The sequence below is a fragment of the Deltaproteobacteria bacterium genome (assembly GCA_016178705.1).
Classification (GTDB): domain Bacteria; phylum Desulfobacterota; class Binatia; order HRBIN30; family JACQVA1; genus JACOST01.
In genome coordinates, this window is the sequence record JACOST010000011.1 from 121,765 (window position 1) to 140,891 (window position 19,127).

The following is a 19,127-nucleotide window of genomic DNA, read 5'->3' on the forward strand; positions in this document are numbered from 1 at the left end:
CACCCGATGCCTTCGTCGACACAACCGCGTACAGCGAGCGCGATCCGTCATCGCTTGGTGTGCTACGACTGCTTCAAGCCGCAAGTGGCGTGCGTCTGCGCTTCGATCGAGCCGGTCGCGAACCGCACCGGCATCATCATCCTGCAGCACCCGCGCGAGCGCTTCCACGCCGTCGGCACGGCGCGCATCGCGCGGCTGGGGTTAGTGAAAGTCCGCGTCGAGTCCCGCGCACCGCGCGCACGCGACTCGGCGATGTCGGTGCCGTTTCCCGCGCGCACCGCGTTGCTCTATCCGACAAACGGAGCCCAGGAGTTGGCGGCGATGCCGGTGGTCGAGCGGCCGCAGAATTTGGTTGTTCTCGACGGCACATGGTTTCACGCCAAGAAGATCTACGACGCCTATCAATGGTTGCGAGATCTCCCGCACGTCAGCCTGACGCCGAGCGAACCCAGCCGGTACCGCATTCGCCGCGAACCCAAGCCGCACTACGTCGCCACGTTGGAAGCGATCGTTTGCGCGTTGCGAATCATCGAGCCGCATACGCGCGGCCTTGACGGCCTCCTGCGCAGCTTCGCCGCCATGATCGACCGCCAAGCGGCGTACACGCCGACGACAAAAAAGAGTCTTGTTCCATCGACATTGAATTTCACGAGCGGCGGCGGCTAACCTAGCAGCCCGTTGAAAGGTGCGGCGCCCTTCGAGACGGCGCTGCGCGCCTCCTCAGGGCGAACGGAAAAGTGTTGCGGCACAAAAGAGGAACCGCTCGTGCTGAGGAGCGCCGACAGGCGCGTCTCGAAGCATGCGGGTCTTTCAACGAGCGCCTAGTTCTCACCTGCAACGCTCGATATAGTCGCGCGGCCGAAAAGGAGTCCGCTCATGCCGCCGCGCGCAACGTTGATCGAAGAATTGTCGGAAGGGGTGCTGCTGATCACGCTCAATCGGCCGGAGCGGAAGAACGCTTTCAATCATCGGATGTGGGGCGACTTCCGCGACGCGCTGGCGGAGGCGCAAGCGAGCGACGCGGTACGCGTTGTCGTGGTCACCGGCGCCGGCAACGCGTTTTCCGCCGGACAAGATCTCAGTGAAATGATGAGTGGCGGCGAAGCCGAGTCGGGTGACGCGCATCCGTTCGGCACATTCATGGATCGGCTGTGTGCCTTCGACAAGCCGTTGATCGCCGCCGTGAACGGCGTCGGCGTCGGGATTGGCCTCACGCTGCTGCTGCACTGTGAGTATGTCTACATCGCGCGCGACGCCCGTCTGCGCGCGCCGTTCATCACCCTCGGCGTGGTGCCCGAAGCGGCCAGCAGCTACCTCCTGCCGGCGCTGGTCGGCTACCGCAAAGCGATCGACTTGCTGTTCGAGTCGGACTTCATCTCCGCCGATCGAGCGGTCGAGATCGGGATCGCCACGCAACTCTGCGAACCTGACGCGCTGCTCGCCGCCGCACTCGAGCGCGCGCGCCGCCTGGCGGCGAAGCCGCTCGGGTCTTTGCGCTGGACGAAACGACTCGTACTCGCCGCGCGCCAGGATCAAGTGGCGGCGGCGCGCCAACGCGAAGACGAGGCGTTCACGCATCGCGTCGGCTCGCCGGAGAATCTCGAAGCGGTGGCGGCCTTCTTTGCAAAACGCAGCCCGGACTTTTCCGCCGTGCCACCAACCGACCGCGAACCATAAGCTACGTTATACCGAAACCTTCTCCACGTACTCGGCCACGCGGTACGCCGCCGTGCGGCCGATGAAGCGGGTGATGTCGTCGCGAATGATACGCTCACCTTCGGCCGAGTCGAACATTCCTGTCTTGAGTGTCTCCAAGCTGGGAAAATGCAACTCGGCGATGCCGTCCAGTTCGTCGCCGCCGGACGACAGGCGTTCGTCGACAACGTTGGTGACGTACTTCGACAAGCCGGCATGATGCACGAGGGCGAGTGGCACATGACGGGTGAGCCAATGCGCGACAAACTCCGCATGGCTGATGCCGGTCCGTCGCACCAGCGGGCACACCAGCTTGATGCCTGGCGATCGCACGCCAAGCGGCGCGTCGGGCCAGCGCGGCTTCTGCACGTGCTCGGTGGTGGCATACGCGTGCGCGCCGCTCGTGAAGCCTTGCACGTCGCGCTCGACGATCGCTTGTCCCGCCGGCGAGTCGTAGAGGCGCTCGCGAAAGTCCGCGAGGGTGTCGAACGACAACTCGCCCACGCTATCGAGCGGCTCCCAGCCGTCAGGCGACTGCTCGACGATGTTGACGACGTACGCTCGCAGAGTCGGATGGTGCTGCAGCGCAATCGGCACGTGGCCGCCGAGCAGCAGCTCCGCATACCGCTCGTGTGTGATGTCGGGCCGGCGGCGGCAGAGGAAGATGAGTTTGACCATCGCGGCTCGTTTGCCCGAATCGGACGGCGCCGGTCAAGCGGCCCCTCGATACGCAGCCCTTCGATACGAAGCCTGCGGCTTCTACTCAGTGCCGCTACTCGGGAAAGCGGTGTTTTCTTCTCCGAAAATCCAGTACCCGTTTGCCCGAGTAGATCGCGAAGTGATCATATCGAGGGCCTCTCGCCTGCGTGACAACGCACCGGTTCAGTGATTGATCAAATCGCACAGGAGCGCCGAGATGAGTGACCCAGGAGCGTTGAGCGGAATTCGCGTCGTCGAGCTGGGCATGTGGGCCGCGGGGCCCGCGTGCTGCGCGGTGTTGGGCGATTGGGGCGCCGACGTGGTGAAGATCGAAGACCCGCGCACGGGAGATCCCATGCGGGGCTTTCAAGTGCGCAGCAAAGCCGATCCCAATCAACGCGTGTCACCGAGCTTCGCGGTCAACAATCGCAACAAGCGCAGCGTGACGCTCAACCTGGACACCGAGAGCGGCCGAACCGTCGCGCTCGATCTAATCGGCAAAGCCGACGTGTTCGTCTCCAACTGGCGACCACGCGCGCTTGAGCGCCTCGGCTTCGATCCCGAGACGCTCACCGCACATTTTCCTCGGCTCATCTTCGGGCAGCTCAGCGGCTACGGTCACGTCGGACCGGAACGCGATCGTGCGGCGTTCGACTATGGCGCGGCCTGGGCGCGCGCCGGCATCATGGCGAGCATCGGTGAACCCAACAGTCCGCCGCCGGGCGCGCGCCCGGCACTCATCGATCACCCGACCGGTTTGAGTCTCGCCGGCGGCATCGCGGCCGCCCTGTTCGAGCGCACGCGCACCGGCAAGGGACAGATCGTGCGTACGTCGCTGTTCCAGATGGGGCTATGGATGAAAGCCGTCGACCTGCAGGCGGCGATGCTCGGCGGCGCTCTGCCGTTACCCGAGCCGTTTCGCCGCGGTCAATCCGCTGTTCAATTTCTACCGCACAGCGGACGGCCGCTGGCTCTACCTCATCATGATGCAGGGCGATCGCCACTGGCGCGATTTCAGCCGCGCAATCGGACGTGATGACTGGGCCGACGACGAAGCGCTGCAAACCATGCGTGGGCGCTTTGAGCAACGCAGCGAGATCATCGCGCGACTCGATGCGTTGTTCAGCACTAAGTCGTTCGACGAGTGGGCCGAGATTCTCGATCGCCACCATCTCTTCTGGGCACGCGTGCAGAACGACGACGAAGTGCTCGCCGATCCACAGGCCGCCGCGCTCGAAGCATGGGGCGAAGTGACCGACGCCGCTGGAGAGTCGATGACGCTATTGAAGAGCCCGATCGGCTTCTCGCGCTCCGAGACGTCGCTACGAGTGGCCGCACCCGAAGTCGGCCAACACACCGAAGAGGTGCTCCTGGAGCACGGCTACACCTGGGAACGCATCGCCGAGTTGAAGGAGCAAGGCGCGATCGGATGACGCGATCGGATGATTTGGCGGGCGCGTCCGGCAGTGGTAGCGTTCGCTCGCCATCGCTTAGGAGGAACGACTCATGGGCACCGTCCACTTCGGCGTCTCGCTACCGCAAATCAAACGGACCTGGGAGGAGACGCGCGCCGCCGCGCTCGAGTTCGAACGCCTCGGGTTCGATTCGGTGTGGCTCAACGATCATCTCTACGGCATCCCAGGTCCGCAGATTCCCATCCTCGAAGCGTGGACCACGTTGTCGGCGGTTGGTGCCGTAACCAACCGCGTGCAGCTCGGGACGTTGGTTTCGCCGGTCGGTTTCCGCAATCCCGCGCTGCTGGCGAAGATGGCGGCGACGCTCGACCAGATCAGCAGCGGGCGCGTGATCGTCGGCATCGGCGGCGGGTGGTTCCAGATGGAGTTCAGCGGCTACGGCTTCGAGTTCCCATCGCTGCGGGCGCGATTGCAGCAACTCGACGAAGCGGCGACGGTGATGAAGCGAATGTGGACGGAAGAACAACCCACGTTCACCGGCAAGCATTTTCGGACCGAATCCGTATACTGCGAACCGAAGCCTGTACGACGCCCGCCGATCCTGATTGGCGGCGGCGGTGAGAAAGTGCTGCTGCGTTTGGCCGCGCAACACGCCGACATCTGGAACAACCTCGCCGTGGATCAAGGCAACCTCGCCGCGAAGGTCGAGCGACTGACGGCGCACTGCCGCGCGATTGATCGTGATCCGGCGAGCATCACGATCTCGCAGCAATGTCTCGTCGTCATCGGCGCGAACGACGTCGACGCCGAGGCGAAGCTCGAGAAGGCGCGGCAGATCTACGGCGGCCACCTCGGTGCCGGCGGTCCGCATGGCATCGCCGGCACCGCCGCGCAGTGCATCGCCAAGATCAAGCAGCACCTCGCGCTCGGTTGCACCATGTTCATCATCGAGTTCTTCGGCCGCGATACCCGCGAGCCGGCGCGGCTGTTCGCCGAGCAAGTGGTGCCGGCGTTTCGGTGAAGGCTTGATCCGACCGATCGCTCGGATCAGTCCAATCTGTCCGATCCGTTGGGCCTCGACATGAGCACACGCGCACCGATCCCACGCTGGTTCATCCTCGTTATCCTCACGGCGCTGGGGGCGAACTTGCTCGCCGGCGTGACCACCACCATGACCGTCGACCTCATGCATGGGGTGACGCCATTCGCGCTCAGCGTGCGCGAGTTCGAGTACACGCTCCTGCCATATTACCGCGTCGTGACCTACTCTACCCTGACGACCGTCATCCTCGCCTACCTGTGGCCGATCATTGGCTTCACGCAACGCGACACGACGGAACCTCCGTCGGCCAAGCTGCAGCGCCGCGTCATCAACGCGCCGTTCGTGATCGCGGCGATCGGCTTCAGCGGCTGGCTCTTCAGTCCGATCTTCTTCGCCAGCGCGACGGTACTGCGCTTCGGACGCTGGGCGCCTGAATTGGCCTCGCAGCAGATCTTCTCTCCGCTCGTGAGCGGTTTCCTTGCCGCCACCATTTCGTATTTGGTCAGCGACTGGATCTTTCGGGTGTTGGTCGTACCGCGCGTGTTTCCGGGCGGGCGCTTGGCAGAGATTCGCGGCACGATCGCGCCGGATGTCCGCACTCGCCTGCTGATCTTCTTGATCGCCGTGGCATTCGCGCCGTTGTTCACCATGCTCGGACTCATCCGCGCTGCGGTCGTCCGCGTCCAAGGCGGGCTGCCGGTGAGCGATACCGTCGCAACGCTCTCGCTCGCCAGCGGCGTGACCTTTACGCTGTTCATCGTAGTCGGCATCTTCCTCACGCTGGTCGTGGCGCGCACGCTGGCGCGCCCGTTGGGTGAGATGGTCGCGACGCTTGGCCGCGTGCAAGGCGGCGATCTGACGCGTGGCGTCTCCGTCGCGTCCGCCGACGAGGTCGGTGTCTTAGCTGATGGCGTGAACGCCCTGCTCCACACGTTGCGCGACAAGGAACGCATCCTCGAAACATTCGGACGCGTCGTCGAGCCGGCGGTGCGCGACAAGTTGCTGGCCGGCGAGTTGCGGCTCGGTGGCGAAGTGCGTCAGGCGTCGGTGCTGTTCTGCGATTTGCGCGGCTTTACCGGCCTCGCCGAGACGGCAGCGCCCGCCGCGGTGGTGGCGACGCTGAACGCCTTCTTCACCGCCATGACCGCGTGGGTGCGCGAGTGCGGTGGCTTTGTCGACAAATTCATCGGCGATGCCTTGCTGGTGGTGTTCGGTCTCTTCGATCCTGATCCGCGCGATGCCGGCGCGCCGGCCGCCCTGCGGTGTGCACTCGGCATGCAAGACCGTCTGGCCGCCCTCAATACCGCGCGGGCCGCGGCCGGCGACGCGCCGCTCGTCGTGGCGGTGAGCGTGCACACCGGCGAAGTGCTTGCCGGCCGCATCGGCGCCGAGGATCGGCACGAGTATACGGTGATCGGCGATACGGTGAACGTCGCGGCTCGCTTGCAGCAAGTATGTAAGGAGCGCGGCTGCCGCCTCCTACTGTCGGAGTACACCTACGAGCTGGCGCGCGCGCACGGCGTCACCGCCGAGGTCACGCTACGAGACTCCGTCAGCCTGCGCGGCCGCAGCGAAACGGTTCGGGTGCTCGGTGTCGCGTGACTCTACGCCATCCGATGGCGCGCGTCCCTCTCGATCTCAAACCTTCTTCAACTCCGGCATCACGGCCCGTGCGAACAGCCGCATGCTGCGCTCGGCTTCTTCGATCGGCATGCCGGCGTAACTGAAGACGCCGATGTATGTGTCGCAGCCCACGTGCCCGCGGATCCGCTGCACGCGGTCGTAGCACTGCTCGGGCGTGCCCCACACTTGCAAGCCAAGGAAGAATTCGCTCACCGCATCGGCCCCGTGACTGTTCACCATCTCCGACATGCGGCCGTAGTATTCGTAGCCCTTGGTCTTGGCCAGGTGATCGCTCGCCAGTTCGTAGTGGCGCAGCACGCTCTGCCAGTAGCCGCCGATGTAGCGCAGCGCCATCTCGCGCGCGCGGCCTTCGTCTTCGTCGCAGAACGTCCAACCCGCCGCGATGGTCGGCAGCGGCTCGCCGCCGTTCAGTTTTCGATAGGCAACGCGGTACTCCTGCAACTCGGCGGCGACAGCTTCCCACGGCTTCTGCGGCACGATGAGAATGCCGACGCCGAGCTCGGCCATGATCTGCACGGATTCCGGCGACACCGCCGCCGCGTAGGTGCGGCCTTTGAAGGTCTTGAACGGCTTCGGGCGAATGTCGCGCCGCGGTTGTTTAACGTATTGGCCCTCGGATTCGCAGTAGCCCTGCTCGAGGCCGGTCAGAATCATCGCCGCGCTCTCGACAAAGCGGCCGCGCGATTCGTCCATCGGCACCCGAAAGCCTTCGAACTCGACTTTGCCCAAGCCGCGGCCGATGCCGAAGATGAAGCGGCCCCCGCACAGGTTGTCGAGCATCGAAACTTCTTCGGCCACGCGCATCGGGTCGTGCCACGGCAGCACGACCACCATCGAGCCGAGCTGCGCGCGCTGCGTCCGGCCGGCCATGTAGGTCAGGAACTGCAGCACGTCGGGACACATGGTGTAGTCCGTGAAATGATGCTCGACCCCCCAGATCGATTCGAAACCCAGCGGCTCGGCCAGATCCGCCAGGTGTACATCGTTGCGATACACCTCGAAGTCCGGTCGCTCGTTGAACGGGTTCTGAAAGATCGCCGACATCCCAACATGCATGGATCAATCTCCTTTGGCCGCTACTCAGGCGACCAGACCATTAGCGCTTCGTTCGACTCAAAATCAGTTTGCACGCGCGGGGCTGGATCGAGGTGACACTCGCGACCATCGACGTTGCGCCCGGTGCGCAGATCGAACCGATAGCCATGCCACGGACACGTGATGCAGCCGCCGTCAACCGGCGCCTCATCGAGCGGTCCGCCGCGATGCGGACAGACCACCGCATGCGCGATGATTTCGCCGGCGACTTCAACGAGACGGAAGCGCCGGCCACCGGTCTCCACAACTAACGGCAAGCGCGCACGTAGTGCCGAAAGCGAACCGAGACTGAGCGGTGGCGGCGTAACGGTCGCGCGCTGCGATTCGATCGTGCCGTCGAGCAGCGCCTGGCGCCGCGTCATCATCGCTTGGTCTTCGTCCCACAACTGGGTGTAGAGCCGCACGTAGGCATCGCCGACCGTGGCCGCGTGATCGCGCGGCACGCCGGGCACGTGGAACTCGACCGCGATGTTGGTCGCGTGCGCACCGATCGGGTCGAGGCGCGTGATGATCTCGGTCCCAATCCCCTGGCCGCTCACCGTGCGCGCGGAGTAGCAGCGATGCGGCCGATCCAACCGCACGTCGAGTTCGATTTCCCATGGCGCGTCGACCGGGGGCAAGGTCACCCACGCGCGCCAGCCATCGCTGTTCGCGTCGATCAGGCGGATCGCGCGAAACGAGGTGCGGTGCAACCACGGCAAGTGCTCCCAATCGAGCACGTTCTCCCAGATCCGCGCCAGCGACGCCGCGATGGTCCGGCGGTAGACCGCGACCAACGCCGGCGCGGTCGTGGATGGCGACGGCTCCAGCAGCATGGCACGGAGCTACACCGGTTGCGCCGCCCTGGCAACCACGGGTTCCCTTTCGTCGCGGTCCACGCTAATCAACGTTTTGCGATGGCCCCGGATGAGCAGCCCCGTGCGGGGAAGACCAATCCCAACGTCTCCGTCGTGATCCCGGCGCGCGACGAGGAGCAGCTGATCGCTTCCTGTCTGCGGGCGTTGGCGCGGCAGTCGATCGGCGCGCACGCACTCGAAGTCATCGTCGTCGCCGCCGGCACCGATCGCACAGCGGAGATTGCGACGGCCGCGGGCAGCAGCTTCCGGCGCTGTGAAGTGGTGACGCTGGAAGCCGGCAATAAGAACGCGGCACTGCGGATTGGCTGTGCGCGGGTGAGTGGTGACATCGTCGCGCTGATCGACGCCGACACCGAGCTCGCCCCCACCGCGCTGGCGGAGTTTGTGAAGGAGCTGGAACGCACGCCCCACAGTGTTTTTCATGGGGCGCTGCGATCGCGCCACGCGACATGGGTGGCGCGCTACTCCGAACTCCACTACCGGCTGGTCAAGGATCTCCACTTCAACGGCAACCTCGGCGGCGGCGTCATCGTGCTCCCCCGCGCCGCGCTCAACGCCATGGATCTCGGCGACTTGTTCCCCGACCGCATTGGCGCAGGCGACGATGTTCACCTCGGGCGGCAGTTGCGGCGGTGCGGGTGGCGCATCGCTTATGTTGCCACGGCCGAAGGTACGACCGGGTTTCCGCAGACACTGCGCGGCCTGGTCGCGTCGATGTTACGCAATCGCCGTGGCGTGATGGCGTTGTTGCCGTGGCCCGAGGCGGCGCTGCAGGCGGCGAATAGCGTGCTGCTGCTCGGCAGCGCGGGCGCCCCGCTGCTCGTTGCATCGCACTCCTTTACCTTGGCGCTGGTGTGTCTGCTGCCACTGCTCGTTCACCTAGCGCGCGGCGCATGGCGCGTCGTCACTCTGTATCGGCGCGGCTTGGGCGACTATCGCCGTGATCTGCCGGCGTTCCTCGCGCTCGATTTGCTCGACCGGGGACTCAAGCTGTGGGCGTTCATCGAGCGCGTGTGCGGGCGCGCGGCGCCGCGAAGTTTTCGCGGTGAGCGGCCAAAAGTCGCAGTGGCTTGATGCCAGGCGTGGTGACGGAAGCCAGCAACCGGCCGGCGCTGACGCTCGCCGAGATCGAAGCGTTACAACCGCCCATCAGCACCGGGCTGACACAACGGATCTGCCGGCCGTTGTCGAAGCACCTCACGTGGTACCTTCTGCGCTGGGGTGTGCCGGCGCCAGCCGTGAGCGCGGCCAACATCATCGTCGGGATCCTCGCGGCCGCCTGCTTGGCGTGCCCGCACCTCGGCGTCTCGCTGCTGTTTGTGCCGCTGATGTATGTCGCCGAGGTGCTCGACTGTTGCGACGGCGAAGTCGCCCGCGGCAGCGGCACTAGCGACGTCACGTTCGCCTTCGCCGATGTCGCCGGCCACTACTTCGTCACGCCCTTAGTTGTGCTTGCGCTCGGGCTCCGCGCCGCCGTGCAGTACCAGGCACTCGCGCCGCTGGCGGCTGGCGCCCTGGCGGCGATCTTCTGTACGCCCACGATCACGCTCTATCGTGTACGCGCGTCCATCTTGCTCGAAGAACTGTTGGTGCGCGCCGGAAATGGCCCGGTGTTGATCCATCCTTTACTCACGTCGCGCGCGGACCATCTGCCGAGCGACTTCGGATTCGATCGCCCAACCCATCGTTTGCGCCTCCCGCTCGGCACCGGCATGACCGTGATCATCGCCGCGGCGATGCTGGCCGAACTCGTGACCGGCTGGGGCGTGCTGTGGTGGGTGTCGGTGGCGACGGCCGTCGCCTTCCCGCTCGGTCGCGTCTACGACTACACCTCGTCGATCCGCACCCGCAGGTTGACGCGGGAGTTGCAGCGCATCCTTGGAGAAGAGCCGAAACCACCGTCGGGAACGCCGTGAGTCAGCGCCCACGGTTGGCCGGCTCATTCCGCATCTCGTGATGAACCCGCGGGCCACCATCATCATCGTCAACTACAACACGTGCGACTTACTGCGCGCGTGCTTGATCTCGTTGCGCACGCACGCGCCCGACATCGCCGTCATGGTGGTCGACAACGCGTCGAGCGACGGCAGCGCGACCATGGTGGCGCGCGAATTCCCCGCCGTCCAAATACGGCGCAACGATCGCAATCTCGGCTTCGGCGCAGCCAACAACCAAGCGCTCGCCGACGTGCACACTGAATTCACGATGCTGCTCAATCCCGACACGCGGCTCGCGAACGATGTGATCACCGCGCTGGCGGAGACGCTCGACGCGCACCCCGCCGCGGCGGCCGCCGGCTGTCGACTGGTCGGGATCGATGGGCGGCCGCAACGCAGCGCCCGCCGCTTGCCGTCGGCGTGGACTTCGTTGCGCCACGCGCTCGGGCTCGCCGATCCGATTCCGACCGGCCTCAGCGACGTCGAGTGCGTCGACGGCGCCGCGGTGTTGCTGCGCACCGAGGCGCTGCAGGCCGTCCACGGCTTCAACGAAGCGTTCTTTCTGTACGCCGAAGATGCCGACCTCTGCTGTCGGCTGCGAGCCAACGGCTGGCGGGTCGTGTACGAACCACGCATCAGTGTGGCCCACGTCGGCGGCGGCTCCAGCGAGCGCGGCGGCACTCTCGACGATCGCCGGCGTTGGGAAGCACTCCACCGCTACGCCTCGATTCACTTCAGTGCGGCGGAGTACGGCGCCTACGTGTTCGCGCGGGGGTTGGAGTTGCTGCGGCAAACGCTCACCAGCGTAGTCCGCATCGTGGTCGCGCGTGACGCCGAGGCGACGCGCGCACTGCGCACCGTGTTGCGGCACCTGCGCTGGCACCCGGGTCTGCTGGTCGCGCGTTCCTCGACGTCACTGCGCGCCGGCGAGACGGCCGCTGGCGGCCTGACTGACACGCCCTCGTCTTCCGCTCTGTGGCAGTTCGGCACGCTGTTGTGGGCCTTCGTGCGCGCCCAGCGTCTGCCGCGCAGTGCGCACGACGTACGCCGCATTCTCACCCAATGGGCGTTTCATGTGCGCACACGCGGCCGGTTGATTCGCACCGCCGTGACGCGTGCGCGCCGCAGCCGTCTCGGCTACGCGCGCTGGCGGGCGATCAACGACTATCGCGCCGCATACGCCCCGCTACAGCGTGCGGTGGTGGCGGCGTGGTCCGACCCACCATGGATCAGCGTCGTCATACGCGTCGAGCGAGCCGAGCAGCGATGGTTGCAACGCGCCATCGAATCAGTCTGCGCACAAGTGTACCCGCACTGGGAAATCTGGATCAGCGATGACGGCGCCGACCCAACGCTCACGCACTGGCTGCGGAGCCTCGCCGAGCGGGAACCGCGTCTGCACGTTGCGACGCAGCCGCAGCTCACACGCGCCGCCGCACTCAACGCCGCTGTGGCCGATGCCACCGGTACGTTCGTCCTGTGGCTCGATCACCAGACGACGCTCGAACCCGATGCGCTGTACTATCTCGCCGTCTATTGCGCCGAACACCGGGGCACCGACGTCGTGTACTGGGACGACGATCTCATCGACGACGCCGGGCAGCGATTGTCTCCGCGCTTCAAGCCCGACTGGAATCCGACGTTGCTGCTGTCGCACAACTACCTCGGTCGCTGCTTCGCCGCGCGCCGCGCCCACGTGCTCGCCATCGGCGGCGTGCGCGAAGGCTTCGGCGACGCGGACGACTTCGACTTGGTCTTGCGCCTGACGGAGGCAAGCGATGGCATCGCCCATCTCGCGCTGCTGCTCCATCACGAGCGCGCACCGACCCAGGCGCGAGACGTGGCCGGCGTTATCGCCGCCGGCCAACGGGCGCTCGACGATGCCTTGGCCCGGCGCGGAATCGCCGCGCGCGCACAAGCTCCGGCGTTCGCACAGCCGGCGGGGCACACCCTCTACCGCCTGCACTTTCAGCACGACGGCCGCGAGCGGGTCAGCATCATCATCCCCACCCGCAATCAGCGCGCGATGCTGCGCCGCTGCGTGCGCAGCATCGCGACCCTCACCACCTATCCCAACTACGAGATCGTGATCGTCGACGACGATAGCGACGATCCAGGTACGCAGGCGTACTTTGCGACGCTCGATTCGCCGCGCCATCGCGTGCTGCGCTTCGGCGATCGTCAGGGGTTCAACTTCTCGCGTCTCCTCAACCAGGCCGTCGCGGCGGTCGACTCCCCTTATGTGATCCTGCTCAACAACGACACCGAGGTGCTGTCACCCGACTGGATCGAGGTGCTGCTCGGCTTCGCCAAGCTGCCACAGGTCGGCGCGGTGGGTGCGCGGTTGCTCTACCCCGACGGTCGCGTGCAACACGCCGGCGTGTTGCTGGTCGGGCGCGGCGTCGCGCTCGAAGCGTTTCAAGGTCTGCCCGACTGGTCGCCGGGCTATCTCAACTACGCGATGCTCTCCCGCGAGTATCCGGCAGTGACCGGCGCGTGCCTGATGACGCCGCGCCAACTGTTTCTCGACGTCGGCGGCTTCGACGAAACCGACCTGCGCGTGGCCTATCAAGATGTCGACTACTGCCTGCGGCTCGGCGCGGCCGACTATCGCTGCGTGCACGCCGCCAGCGCCGAGCTGTTGCACTATGAACACGGCAGCCGCGAGGGGGTCGTTGATCCGCATGAGGCAGCCGTCATGCGCGAGCGTTGGGCCGACCGTCTCGACGACTACGAGACGTACAACCCGAACCTTTCCCTGCTCGACGGCCGCTTCGAGATCGCGTTGGTTTGCACGCGCCCGCTGAGCTGGCCACAGCCGACGCGAGCCGCCTTGGTGGTCCCCCACCTCGACAACACGGGCGAGCTACAGATGTCGCACGAGGTCAGCCGCGTGCTGCGCGGCCTGGGCGCGGAGGTGACCGTGTTCGCAGCGCGCGATGGTCCGCAACGCGACATGTTCGAACGCGAGGGCGTCACCGTTCGCATTGATGGCGCACGCCGCGGCCACGTGAGCGATCTCGTCGCCACGTTGCGAGCGGGCGCCTTCGATCTCGTGGGCGCGTGCGGGCTGGATGCGTTCGACGCCGTCAACGCCGCCCACGCCGCCGGTCTGCCGGCGATCTGGTACATCGATGAAGGGCGCGATTGGTCGCGGCACTTCGCCGACCCGATCGCTGAGAGCGTGCACAACGCACTCGTCTGCACGACCAGCGTCGTCTGTGGCAGTCATGCGGTCCGCCTCCAGTTGCAGGTGCCGCGGGCGGTACACCTTGCCGTGGTCTACCCGGGCGTCGACGTGCAGGCAATCGCCGCGTATCAAGCGGCAACCAATCGGCACCAAGCGCGCGCGCAATTCGGTGTTGCCAACGATGCCTGGCTGATCGCCATGGTTGGGCATCCCTGCTCCGTGGCGAGCACGCGCGATCTCATCGCCGCCGCCGCGCAGCTGCTCGCTACCGAGCCGAAGCTGTCGCTGCACCTCGTCATTGCGGGAATCGACGAGACCCTAATCCACTCGCTGCGCGGCGCGGATGGCGGGGGACTTCCCGCCGGCATCCATCTCGGCTTCTGCCCTGACGAGGCCACGTTTGCGCTCCTTCACGCCTGCGACACGTTCGTGGACATTGCCGCGGACGAGCGGCTGTCGATCGCATTGTTGCAGGCCATGGCCTTCGAGCGGCCAATCGTGGCCTCCGCATCGGCAGCGCATCGCGAAGCGGTCCACGACAACATCTCGGCACAGCTCGTGCCGACAGGCGATCGCGATGCGCTCGCGGCGGCGTTGCGCCACCTGCGACAACATCCAGAGCACACCGCCCGATTGGCGCGCAACGCGCGCGATACTGTCCGCTTTCGCTTCGACGCCTGCTTCAGCGAGCAGGCGCACCGTCAGATCATCGAGCGCGTGCTGCCGCAGGTGATCACGCGGCGCGCCACAGCGACGTCAGGCGCGTGATTGAGCCGCCGGTGCGGTCTCGCCGTGCGTCAACGCAACCTGCACACGCACCCTAGGCAACCGCATCCAGCCGTAACGGCCGCCGGGATCCACGGTCTCAATCACCAAGGCGTTGTCGATCCAGTCGCAGAATTGGTGCTGTTCGAGATCGCCATCCGCGAGCGCCGGCGAGAACGAGTAGGGACCGGCCGCCAACGTCGGCCAGGCGAACTCGAACCCGGTCGTCAGCGTGTCGCCCGGCATCAGCGAGGGGACGATGATGCCTTCGTACATCGTGTTGGTCGCGGTCACGATGTCGCCGAGCCGGTTGCGCATGGTGAAGCCGAGGATCGGCGAACGCACCGCGCGTTGCGCGCGCGCGGTGACGCGCACACGACAGCGGCGGCCGGGTCGCACGGCGCCGTCCACATCGAGGCCGATGCCGAGGATCTGCCCATCGCCGTTACCGTGGCGATGATCGACATGCGGGATTTCGAACACGGGCGGCACATCACCCGCCGGCAGTGGCTGCGCCGGCGTTGCCGGGAGCCATACGTCGCCGGCCCCGGTTTCCCCGGCGGTGCGTGAGCCGAGGTATTCGCGCACCACGCGATCCGGTTCGCCTTCCGCCATCAGGCGCCCCTCGTCGAGCCAGGCCGCGCGCGCACACAGGTTGGTGACGGCGTTGTAGTCGTGCGTCACCAACACCACGGTGACACCCGACGCTTGCAGCTCGCGGATGCGGCGCATGCAGCGTTGCTGAAAGAACGCGTCGCCGACGGCGAGCACTTCGTCGATCAGCAGCACCTCGGGCTCGACGCTGATCGCGGTGGCGAAGGCGAGCCGAGCAATCATGCCGCTCGAGTAGGTTTTCATCGGCCGATCGAAGGCGGCGCCGATGTCGGCGAAGGCACGCAGCGCCGGCATCCGCTGCGTCATCTCGCGGCGCGACACACCACCGAGCAATCCGCCGATGTAGGCGTTCTCGATGCCGCTGAACTCGGGACTGAAGCCGGCGCCGAGTTCGAGCACCGCGCTCACCCGCCCGTGCGCTGCGGCGCGTCCGGAGGTCAACGTCACGGTACCCGCGAGCACCTGCAGCAACGTCGACTTCCCTGACCCGTTGCGGCCGATGACGCCGTAGGTCACGCCGCGCGGGACAGTGAGGCTGACGCCACGCAACGCATGCACCTCGGTGCCGCGTGGGGTACCGGTGATGCGCTGCCAGACGCGATCAAGTGGATGACGATAGACGCGGTACACCTTGACCGCGTCAACAACCTCAATGGCCGTGTCCGCCATCGCCGGGCTCACACGACATCCGCGAACGCGGGCCGCGCGGTGCGGAACACCAACCAGCCACCGACCGCGCACACGCCGCCGACGACGAGCGAGACCGCCGCGGCGTCGAGCGACGGCAGCCGGCCGTCGAAGAGCAGGTCACGCGCGACCGCAATGTGCGGCGTCAGCGGATTGAGAAAGCGCAACCAGCCGAGCGCTTCGAGGTTACTCGCCGGGTACAGCACTGGCGTCACAAACAACCACATCGTCAGCAACGGCCCGACCGCATCGCCGAGGTCGCGGATGAAGGCGCCGACGGCCGCGAGAAACCACACCGCGCCGGCGCAGAATGCCAGGTGCCCGACCAACGCCAGCGGCGCCAGCGGCATCAGCCAGGGCGGCGCGCCGCGCACCAGCCAGGTGACGACGAACAACGCGCTGCAGCCGAGGAGAAACTGGAGATACGACGCCAGGACGATCGACAACGGCAACGCGCTGAGGGGTACCGCGACTTTACGAACTAGGTGGGCATTGCCGCGAATCAGACGCGGCGCGCGGGTCGCGCAATCGGCGAAGATCGTCCACGGCAGCAGCCCCGAGAAGAGAAAGAGCGCGTAGTCCGCACGATCGGCGCCCGGCCGCACACGGATCGGCGCAATGCTGGAAAATACGAAGCTGTAGACGACCAAGAAGGCGAGCGGGATAACCAGTCCGGTCACCCACCCCAGGACGTTGCCGCGATAGCGCGCCTCGAAGTCGCGGCGCGCCAACACCCACACCAATTCGAAATAGCGAGCGAGGCGGTCAGTCGGGCGCGGGGTGGGGGTCATTCTAGTCGGTGTGTGGTGAACCAGAGTGTGCGAGTCTGATACCAGAAACCCGCCGCGCCGGACAACGCACCGGCGCCGCACCGCGCTGGCACCCACGCCGCGAGGCGAGTAAGCGCTGAAATGTTTGCCGACGATTTGCAACTCGGCGTTCGAGCGGCTACCTCTGCACACAGGAGTTGACCCGCGGCCACACCAATTCGGCCACTGAAATATCCTTGGAGGGGTGGGTGAGCGGTTGAAACCACCGGTCTTGAAAATCGGCGACCCGCAAGGGTCCGGGAGTTCGAATCTCCCCCCCTCCGCTCTTTGCTGCAACTAACGCCGGCTCACTGCGGTACGCACGCGGGAGCCGCGGCATAGCCCGCGATCTCCGCGTCGACCGCGGCGGCCTTGTCGGTCCGCCCCTGCAACAGCCATTCGCGATAGAGCGCGCGGCCGCGTTCGCTGAGGGGCACGACGAACGGACTCACGCTGAAGCGTCGCACCGCATCGACACCGTTCTTCGGCACCCACAGCTCGCCGGCAAGCACCGCAACGGTCGCATCTCCCGCCAACGCGCAGGCGACGGTCGCGGGTGACGTGGCGAGTGCCAGCCCCTGCGTATCGGTGAGTTGAAAGTTCGTCAGCCGCACGAACACCTTGTCGTGCAACCGATTGTGGACTTCGGCGCGATACTGGAAGCGCACCTGCGGCTCCGGCAAGCGCGTCCCGTCAGCAAAGGCGCGCTCCTCACTCGTGTTCTGCCAGACGGCTGTGACCTCGCCGATCTTCGACTCGGCGTTGAAGGGCGCCACCACGGGCACGCTCTCGCCATCACGCGAACAGCCGAAGCCGAACGCCAGCGCGAACGCGAGGCATCTCCAGCTCTTCAGCTTGCCCCACCGCTTCGGCATGCTGACTCAGGCGCCTAGCGCTCGCCGAACGGGGCCGGGCCGGCGGCACCGTGCGGGGCTGGGCCAACCGCGCCGTGCGGCGCCGGTCCAGGCGCCCCATGCGGCGCAGGGCCTGGTGCGCCATGGGGGGCGGGACCTTGCGGCGAGAAGAAGCGATGCTCGAGGTCCGCAGTGCGGCAGCTCTCGATATCGGCCGTGCTCAAGCCTGTCGCCTGCGCGACGGCCTGCGCGCTGTTGCCTTGCTGCAGCAGCGCGCGAATGTCGCCACAGTTCTGCGCTGTCGCGCTGGTTGCAGCGAGCGCCAGCGCTGTTGCCGTCCACACACTCATACGCGCGTATGCCGTCATGAAACCTTCCTTTCGTTTCGCAATCGGGAACTCCCGACCCGCACAATGGTTGCGGATCGATTCGAGGCACAAGTGAATCACGCGGGATTATAGGGACCGATTCGCAACTGACGCAACGCCGCGGCCGTCACCCCAGGAAGTCGCTCGCGACGCAGTGATGGTGTATACAACCGCAACCAGCGAGGAGGACATCATGAGTGACTTCTATCAGGCCGATAGCATCAAGAAACTGCGCAAGCTGCGCGAACTCAAACCCGACTTGTTCAAAGCGTTTGTCGAGTTCGACACCAAGGTTTTCGAAGAAAGCGCGTTACCGGTGAAGACCAAGGAATTGATTGCGGTCGCGGCGGCGCACATCACGCAATGCCCATATTGCATCGACGCGCACGTGCAGCGCGCCAAGAAGGCCGGGGCAAGCGATACGGAGATCGCCGAATCGGTATTCGTGGCGATGGCGCTGCGCGCCGGCGGCTCGTGGGCGCACAGCTGCATCGCGATGGAAAGCTTGGAGAAGGCGTAATCGCCTCGCAACGACCCACAGGCAAGCGAGCAATGCGGAAGCCCGCCCCGCTGCGGCGCGGCGACGTGATCGGGGTGGTCGCGCCTGCGGCGGCGGTCGACTCGGCCGCGCTCGCCGCTGGCATCCATGCGCTCGAACAACTCGGGTTCCAGGTCCACGTGGGGCCGGCGGTGTTCCATCGCGACGGCTATCTCGCGGGCAGCGATCAGGAGCGCCTCGCCGATCTGATCGCGATGTTTCACAACCCGGAGGTCAAAGCGATCATCGGCGCGCGGGGTGGCTACGGGTCGGGACGGTTGCTCCCGTTGCTCGACCCGGCGGTCGCCCGCGCACACCCTAAAATCGTCGTCGGCTTCAGCGACCTGACGTTTGTGCTCAGCGATTTGGTGCAGCGTTCGGGCTTGGTCGCCTTCCACGGTCCCGACGTCGTTCACGTCGGCCGCAACGCCGAAGCGGCGACGCGCCTGGCGGCGCTGTTAGGTGGAGAACGGCACGATTGGAATTTGCGCGCGAGTGACGTCATTCAACCCGGCACCGCCGAAGGGCGGATCGTCGGCGGCTGCCTCTCGGTGTTGGTCGCCACGTTGGGCACTCCGTACGCAATCGAGACCGATCGGTGCTTGCTGTTTCTCGAAGACACCAACGAGAAACCGTTTCGCATCGACCGCATGCTCACGCAGTTGCGTCAGGCGGGTAAACTCGATCAGGTCGCCGGCGTTGTCTTCGCGGACATGCACGCGTGCAGCGCCGGGCCGGATGAAGCAGTCACTGTCCGTGACGTGATCGCGGAAGCGTTCGCGGGCGCGATCTATCCCGTCGCCTTCGGGCTCCCCAGCGGCCACGGCACGGGCTCGGTCACGCTGCCCCTCGGTGTCCGAGCGCGGCTGGCGGGCGAGCGACTCACGCTGCTCGAATCACCGTTGTCGGAGTGAGCC

At 66.2% G+C, this 19,127-nt stretch carries 18 protein-coding genes and 1 tRNA gene; 12 read left to right on the top strand and 7 right to left on the bottom strand.

Annotated features, from left to right (window positions below; genetic code table 11):
- The first annotated feature begins 6 nt into the window (after positions 1–6).
- On the top strand, positions 7–666 hold the full coding sequence (locus tag HYR72_06320) for a DTW domain-containing protein (protein ID MBI1814573.1): 660 nt from the start codon (positions 7–9) through the stop codon (positions 664–666).
- A gap of 210 nt (positions 667–876) precedes the next feature.
- The gene (locus HYR72_06325; protein MBI1814574.1) at positions 877–1,677 is read left to right on the top strand and encodes an enoyl-CoA hydratase/isomerase family protein; all 801 of its coding nucleotides are present in this window, start codon (positions 877–879) and stop codon (positions 1,675–1,677) included.
- A 6-nt stretch (positions 1,678–1,683) separates the two neighbouring features.
- Here the strand turns inward: HYR72_06325 and HYR72_06330 are convergent, their stop codons facing one another.
- The gene (locus tag HYR72_06330) at positions 1,684–2,373 is read right to left on the bottom strand and encodes an EthD family reductase (GenBank protein ID MBI1814575.1); all 690 of its coding nucleotides are present in this window, start codon (positions 2,371–2,373) and stop codon (positions 1,684–1,686) included.
- Positions 2,374–2,611: 238 nt separating this feature from the next.
- On the opposite strand from HYR72_06330, the gene HYR72_06335 reads away from it, so the two are divergent.
- From HYR72_06335 to HYR72_06350, 4 genes are all read left to right on the top strand, one after another.
- Positions 2,612–3,430: a CoA transferase gene (locus HYR72_06335; GenBank protein ID MBI1814576.1), complete on the top strand. Its 819-nt coding sequence runs from the start codon at positions 2,612–2,614 to the stop codon at positions 3,428–3,430.
- Positions 3,330–3,827, top strand: a complete 498-nt coding sequence (locus tag HYR72_06340) for a CoA transferase (GenBank protein ID MBI1814577.1) — start codon at positions 3,330–3,332, stop codon at positions 3,825–3,827. The genes HYR72_06335 and HYR72_06340 overlap by 101 nt, the downstream gene beginning before the upstream one ends.
- 73 nt (positions 3,828–3,900) lie before the next feature.
- A complete protein-coding gene (locus HYR72_06345; protein ID MBI1814578.1) occupies positions 3,901–4,830 on the top strand; it encodes a TIGR03560 family F420-dependent LLM class oxidoreductase in 930 nt (309 codons plus the stop codon).
- Between the two features lie 60 nt (positions 4,831–4,890).
- Positions 4,891–6,453: an adenylate/guanylate cyclase domain-containing protein gene (locus HYR72_06350; GenBank protein MBI1814579.1), complete on the top strand. Its 1,563-nt coding sequence runs from the start codon at positions 4,891–4,893 to the stop codon at positions 6,451–6,453.
- A gap of 36 nt (positions 6,454–6,489) precedes the next feature.
- On the opposite strand, the gene HYR72_06355 is transcribed toward HYR72_06350, so the two are convergent.
- Positions 6,490–7,551, bottom strand: a complete 1,062-nt coding sequence (locus HYR72_06355) for an LLM class flavin-dependent oxidoreductase (GenBank protein ID MBI1814580.1) — start codon at positions 7,549–7,551, stop codon at positions 6,490–6,492.
- A 20-nt stretch (positions 7,552–7,571) separates the two neighbouring features.
- Entirely contained in the window at positions 7,572–7,952 is a 381-nt protein-coding gene (locus tag HYR72_06360; GenBank protein ID MBI1814581.1) for a Rieske (2Fe-2S) protein, read from the bottom strand.
- 534 nt (positions 7,953–8,486) lie between these two features.
- On the opposite strand from HYR72_06360, the gene HYR72_06365 reads away from it, so the two are divergent.
- The 3 genes from HYR72_06365 to HYR72_06375 are packed head-to-tail and all read left to right on the top strand — an operon-like array spanning position 8,487 to position 14,342.
- The gene (locus HYR72_06365) at positions 8,487–9,521 is read left to right on the top strand and encodes a glycosyltransferase family 2 protein (protein ID MBI1814582.1); all 1,035 of its coding nucleotides are present in this window, start codon (positions 8,487–8,489) and stop codon (positions 9,519–9,521) included.
- On the top strand, positions 9,521–10,363 hold the full coding sequence (locus HYR72_06370; protein ID MBI1814583.1) for a hypothetical protein: 843 nt from the start codon (positions 9,521–9,523) through the stop codon (positions 10,361–10,363). The genes HYR72_06365 and HYR72_06370 overlap by 1 nt, the downstream gene beginning before the upstream one ends.
- 40 nt (positions 10,364–10,403) lie before the next feature.
- Positions 10,404–14,342: a glycosyltransferase gene (locus tag HYR72_06375; GenBank protein ID MBI1814584.1), complete on the top strand. Its 3,939-nt coding sequence runs from the start codon at positions 10,404–10,406 to the stop codon at positions 14,340–14,342.
- Here HYR72_06375 and HYR72_06380 read toward each other — a convergent pair.
- Together HYR72_06380 and HYR72_06385 are read right to left on the bottom strand one after the other, a co-directional pair.
- Positions 14,331–15,623, bottom strand: coding sequence for an ABC transporter ATP-binding protein (locus tag HYR72_06380; GenBank protein MBI1814585.1), 1,293 nt, complete (start codon positions 15,621–15,623; stop codon positions 14,331–14,333). The genes HYR72_06375 and HYR72_06380 overlap by 12 nt on opposite strands.
- A gap of 8 nt (positions 15,624–15,631) precedes the next feature.
- Entirely contained in the window at positions 15,632–16,432 is an 801-nt protein-coding gene (locus tag HYR72_06385; protein ID MBI1814586.1) for an ABC transporter permease, read from the bottom strand.
- 217 nt (positions 16,433–16,649) lie between these two features.
- Here HYR72_06385 and HYR72_06390 point away from each other — a divergent pair.
- A tRNA-Ser gene (locus HYR72_06390) sits at positions 16,650–16,734 on the top strand.
- Between the two features lie 24 nt (positions 16,735–16,758).
- Here the strand turns inward: HYR72_06390 and HYR72_06395 are convergent.
- Positions 16,759–17,325, bottom strand: coding sequence for a hypothetical protein (locus HYR72_06395; protein MBI1814587.1), 567 nt, complete (start codon positions 17,323–17,325; stop codon positions 16,759–16,761).
- A 14-nt stretch (positions 17,326–17,339) separates the two neighbouring features.
- Entirely contained in the window at positions 17,340–17,672 is a 333-nt protein-coding gene (locus HYR72_06400) for a hypothetical protein (GenBank protein MBI1814588.1), read from the bottom strand.
- Positions 17,673–17,865: 193 nt separating this feature from the next.
- Here HYR72_06400 and HYR72_06405 point away from each other — a divergent pair, with 193 nt between their 5' ends.
- Together HYR72_06405 and HYR72_06410 are read left to right on the top strand one after the other, a co-directional pair.
- Positions 17,866–18,192 (top strand): carboxymuconolactone decarboxylase family protein, encoded by a 327-nt coding sequence (locus tag HYR72_06405; GenBank protein ID MBI1814589.1) that lies wholly within the window; start codon positions 17,866–17,868, stop codon positions 18,190–18,192.
- Between the two features lie 32 nt (positions 18,193–18,224).
- A complete protein-coding gene (locus HYR72_06410; protein ID MBI1814590.1) occupies positions 18,225–19,124 on the top strand; it encodes an LD-carboxypeptidase in 900 nt (299 codons plus the stop codon).
- Positions 19,125–19,127 lie beyond the last annotated feature (3 nt).

Excerpts from the sequence above, each read along its gene's own strand:
- HYR72_06320 (MBI1814573.1), top strand. The coding sequence starts at position 7 with ATGCCTTCGTCGACACAACCGCGTACAGCGAGCGCGATCCGTCATCGC.
- HYR72_06325 (MBI1814574.1), top strand. The coding sequence starts at position 877 with ATGCCGCCGCGCGCAACGTTGATCGAAGAATTGTCGGAAGGGGTGCTG.
- HYR72_06330 (MBI1814575.1), bottom strand. The coding sequence starts at position 2,373 with ATGGTCAAACTCATCTTCCTCTGCCGCCGCCGGCCCGACATCACACAC.
- HYR72_06335 (MBI1814576.1), top strand. The coding sequence starts at position 2,612 with ATGAGTGACCCAGGAGCGTTGAGCGGAATTCGCGTCGTCGAGCTGGGC.
- HYR72_06345 (MBI1814578.1), top strand. The coding sequence starts at position 3,901 with ATGGGCACCGTCCACTTCGGCGTCTCGCTACCGCAAATCAAACGGACC.
- HYR72_06350 (MBI1814579.1), top strand. The coding sequence starts at position 4,891 with ATGAGCACACGCGCACCGATCCCACGCTGGTTCATCCTCGTTATCCTC.
- HYR72_06355 (MBI1814580.1), bottom strand. The coding sequence starts at position 7,551 with ATGCATGTTGGGATGTCGGCGATCTTTCAGAACCCGTTCAACGAGCGA.
- HYR72_06360 (MBI1814581.1), bottom strand. The coding sequence starts at position 7,952 with ATGACGCGGCGCCAGGCGCTGCTCGACGGCACGATCGAATCGCAGCGC.
- HYR72_06365 (MBI1814582.1), top strand. The coding sequence starts at position 8,487 with ATGGCCCCGGATGAGCAGCCCCGTGCGGGGAAGACCAATCCCAACGTC.
- HYR72_06370 (MBI1814583.1), top strand. The coding sequence starts at position 9,521 with ATGCCAGGCGTGGTGACGGAAGCCAGCAACCGGCCGGCGCTGACGCTC.
- HYR72_06375 (MBI1814584.1), top strand. The coding sequence starts at position 10,404 with ATGAACCCGCGGGCCACCATCATCATCGTCAACTACAACACGTGCGAC.
- HYR72_06380 (MBI1814585.1), bottom strand. The coding sequence starts at position 15,623 with ATGGCGGACACGGCCATTGAGGTTGTTGACGCGGTCAAGGTGTACCGC.
- HYR72_06385 (MBI1814586.1), bottom strand. The coding sequence starts at position 16,432 with ATGACCCCCACCCCGCGCCCGACTGACCGCCTCGCTCGCTATTTCGAA.
- HYR72_06395 (MBI1814587.1), bottom strand. The coding sequence starts at position 17,325 with ATGCCGAAGCGGTGGGGCAAGCTGAAGAGCTGGAGATGCCTCGCGTTC.
- HYR72_06400 (MBI1814588.1), bottom strand. The coding sequence starts at position 17,672 with ATGACGGCATACGCGCGTATGAGTGTGTGGACGGCAACAGCGCTGGCG.
- HYR72_06405 (MBI1814589.1), top strand. The coding sequence starts at position 17,866 with ATGAGTGACTTCTATCAGGCCGATAGCATCAAGAAACTGCGCAAGCTG.
- HYR72_06410 (MBI1814590.1), top strand. The coding sequence starts at position 18,225 with ATGCGGAAGCCCGCCCCGCTGCGGCGCGGCGACGTGATCGGGGTGGTC.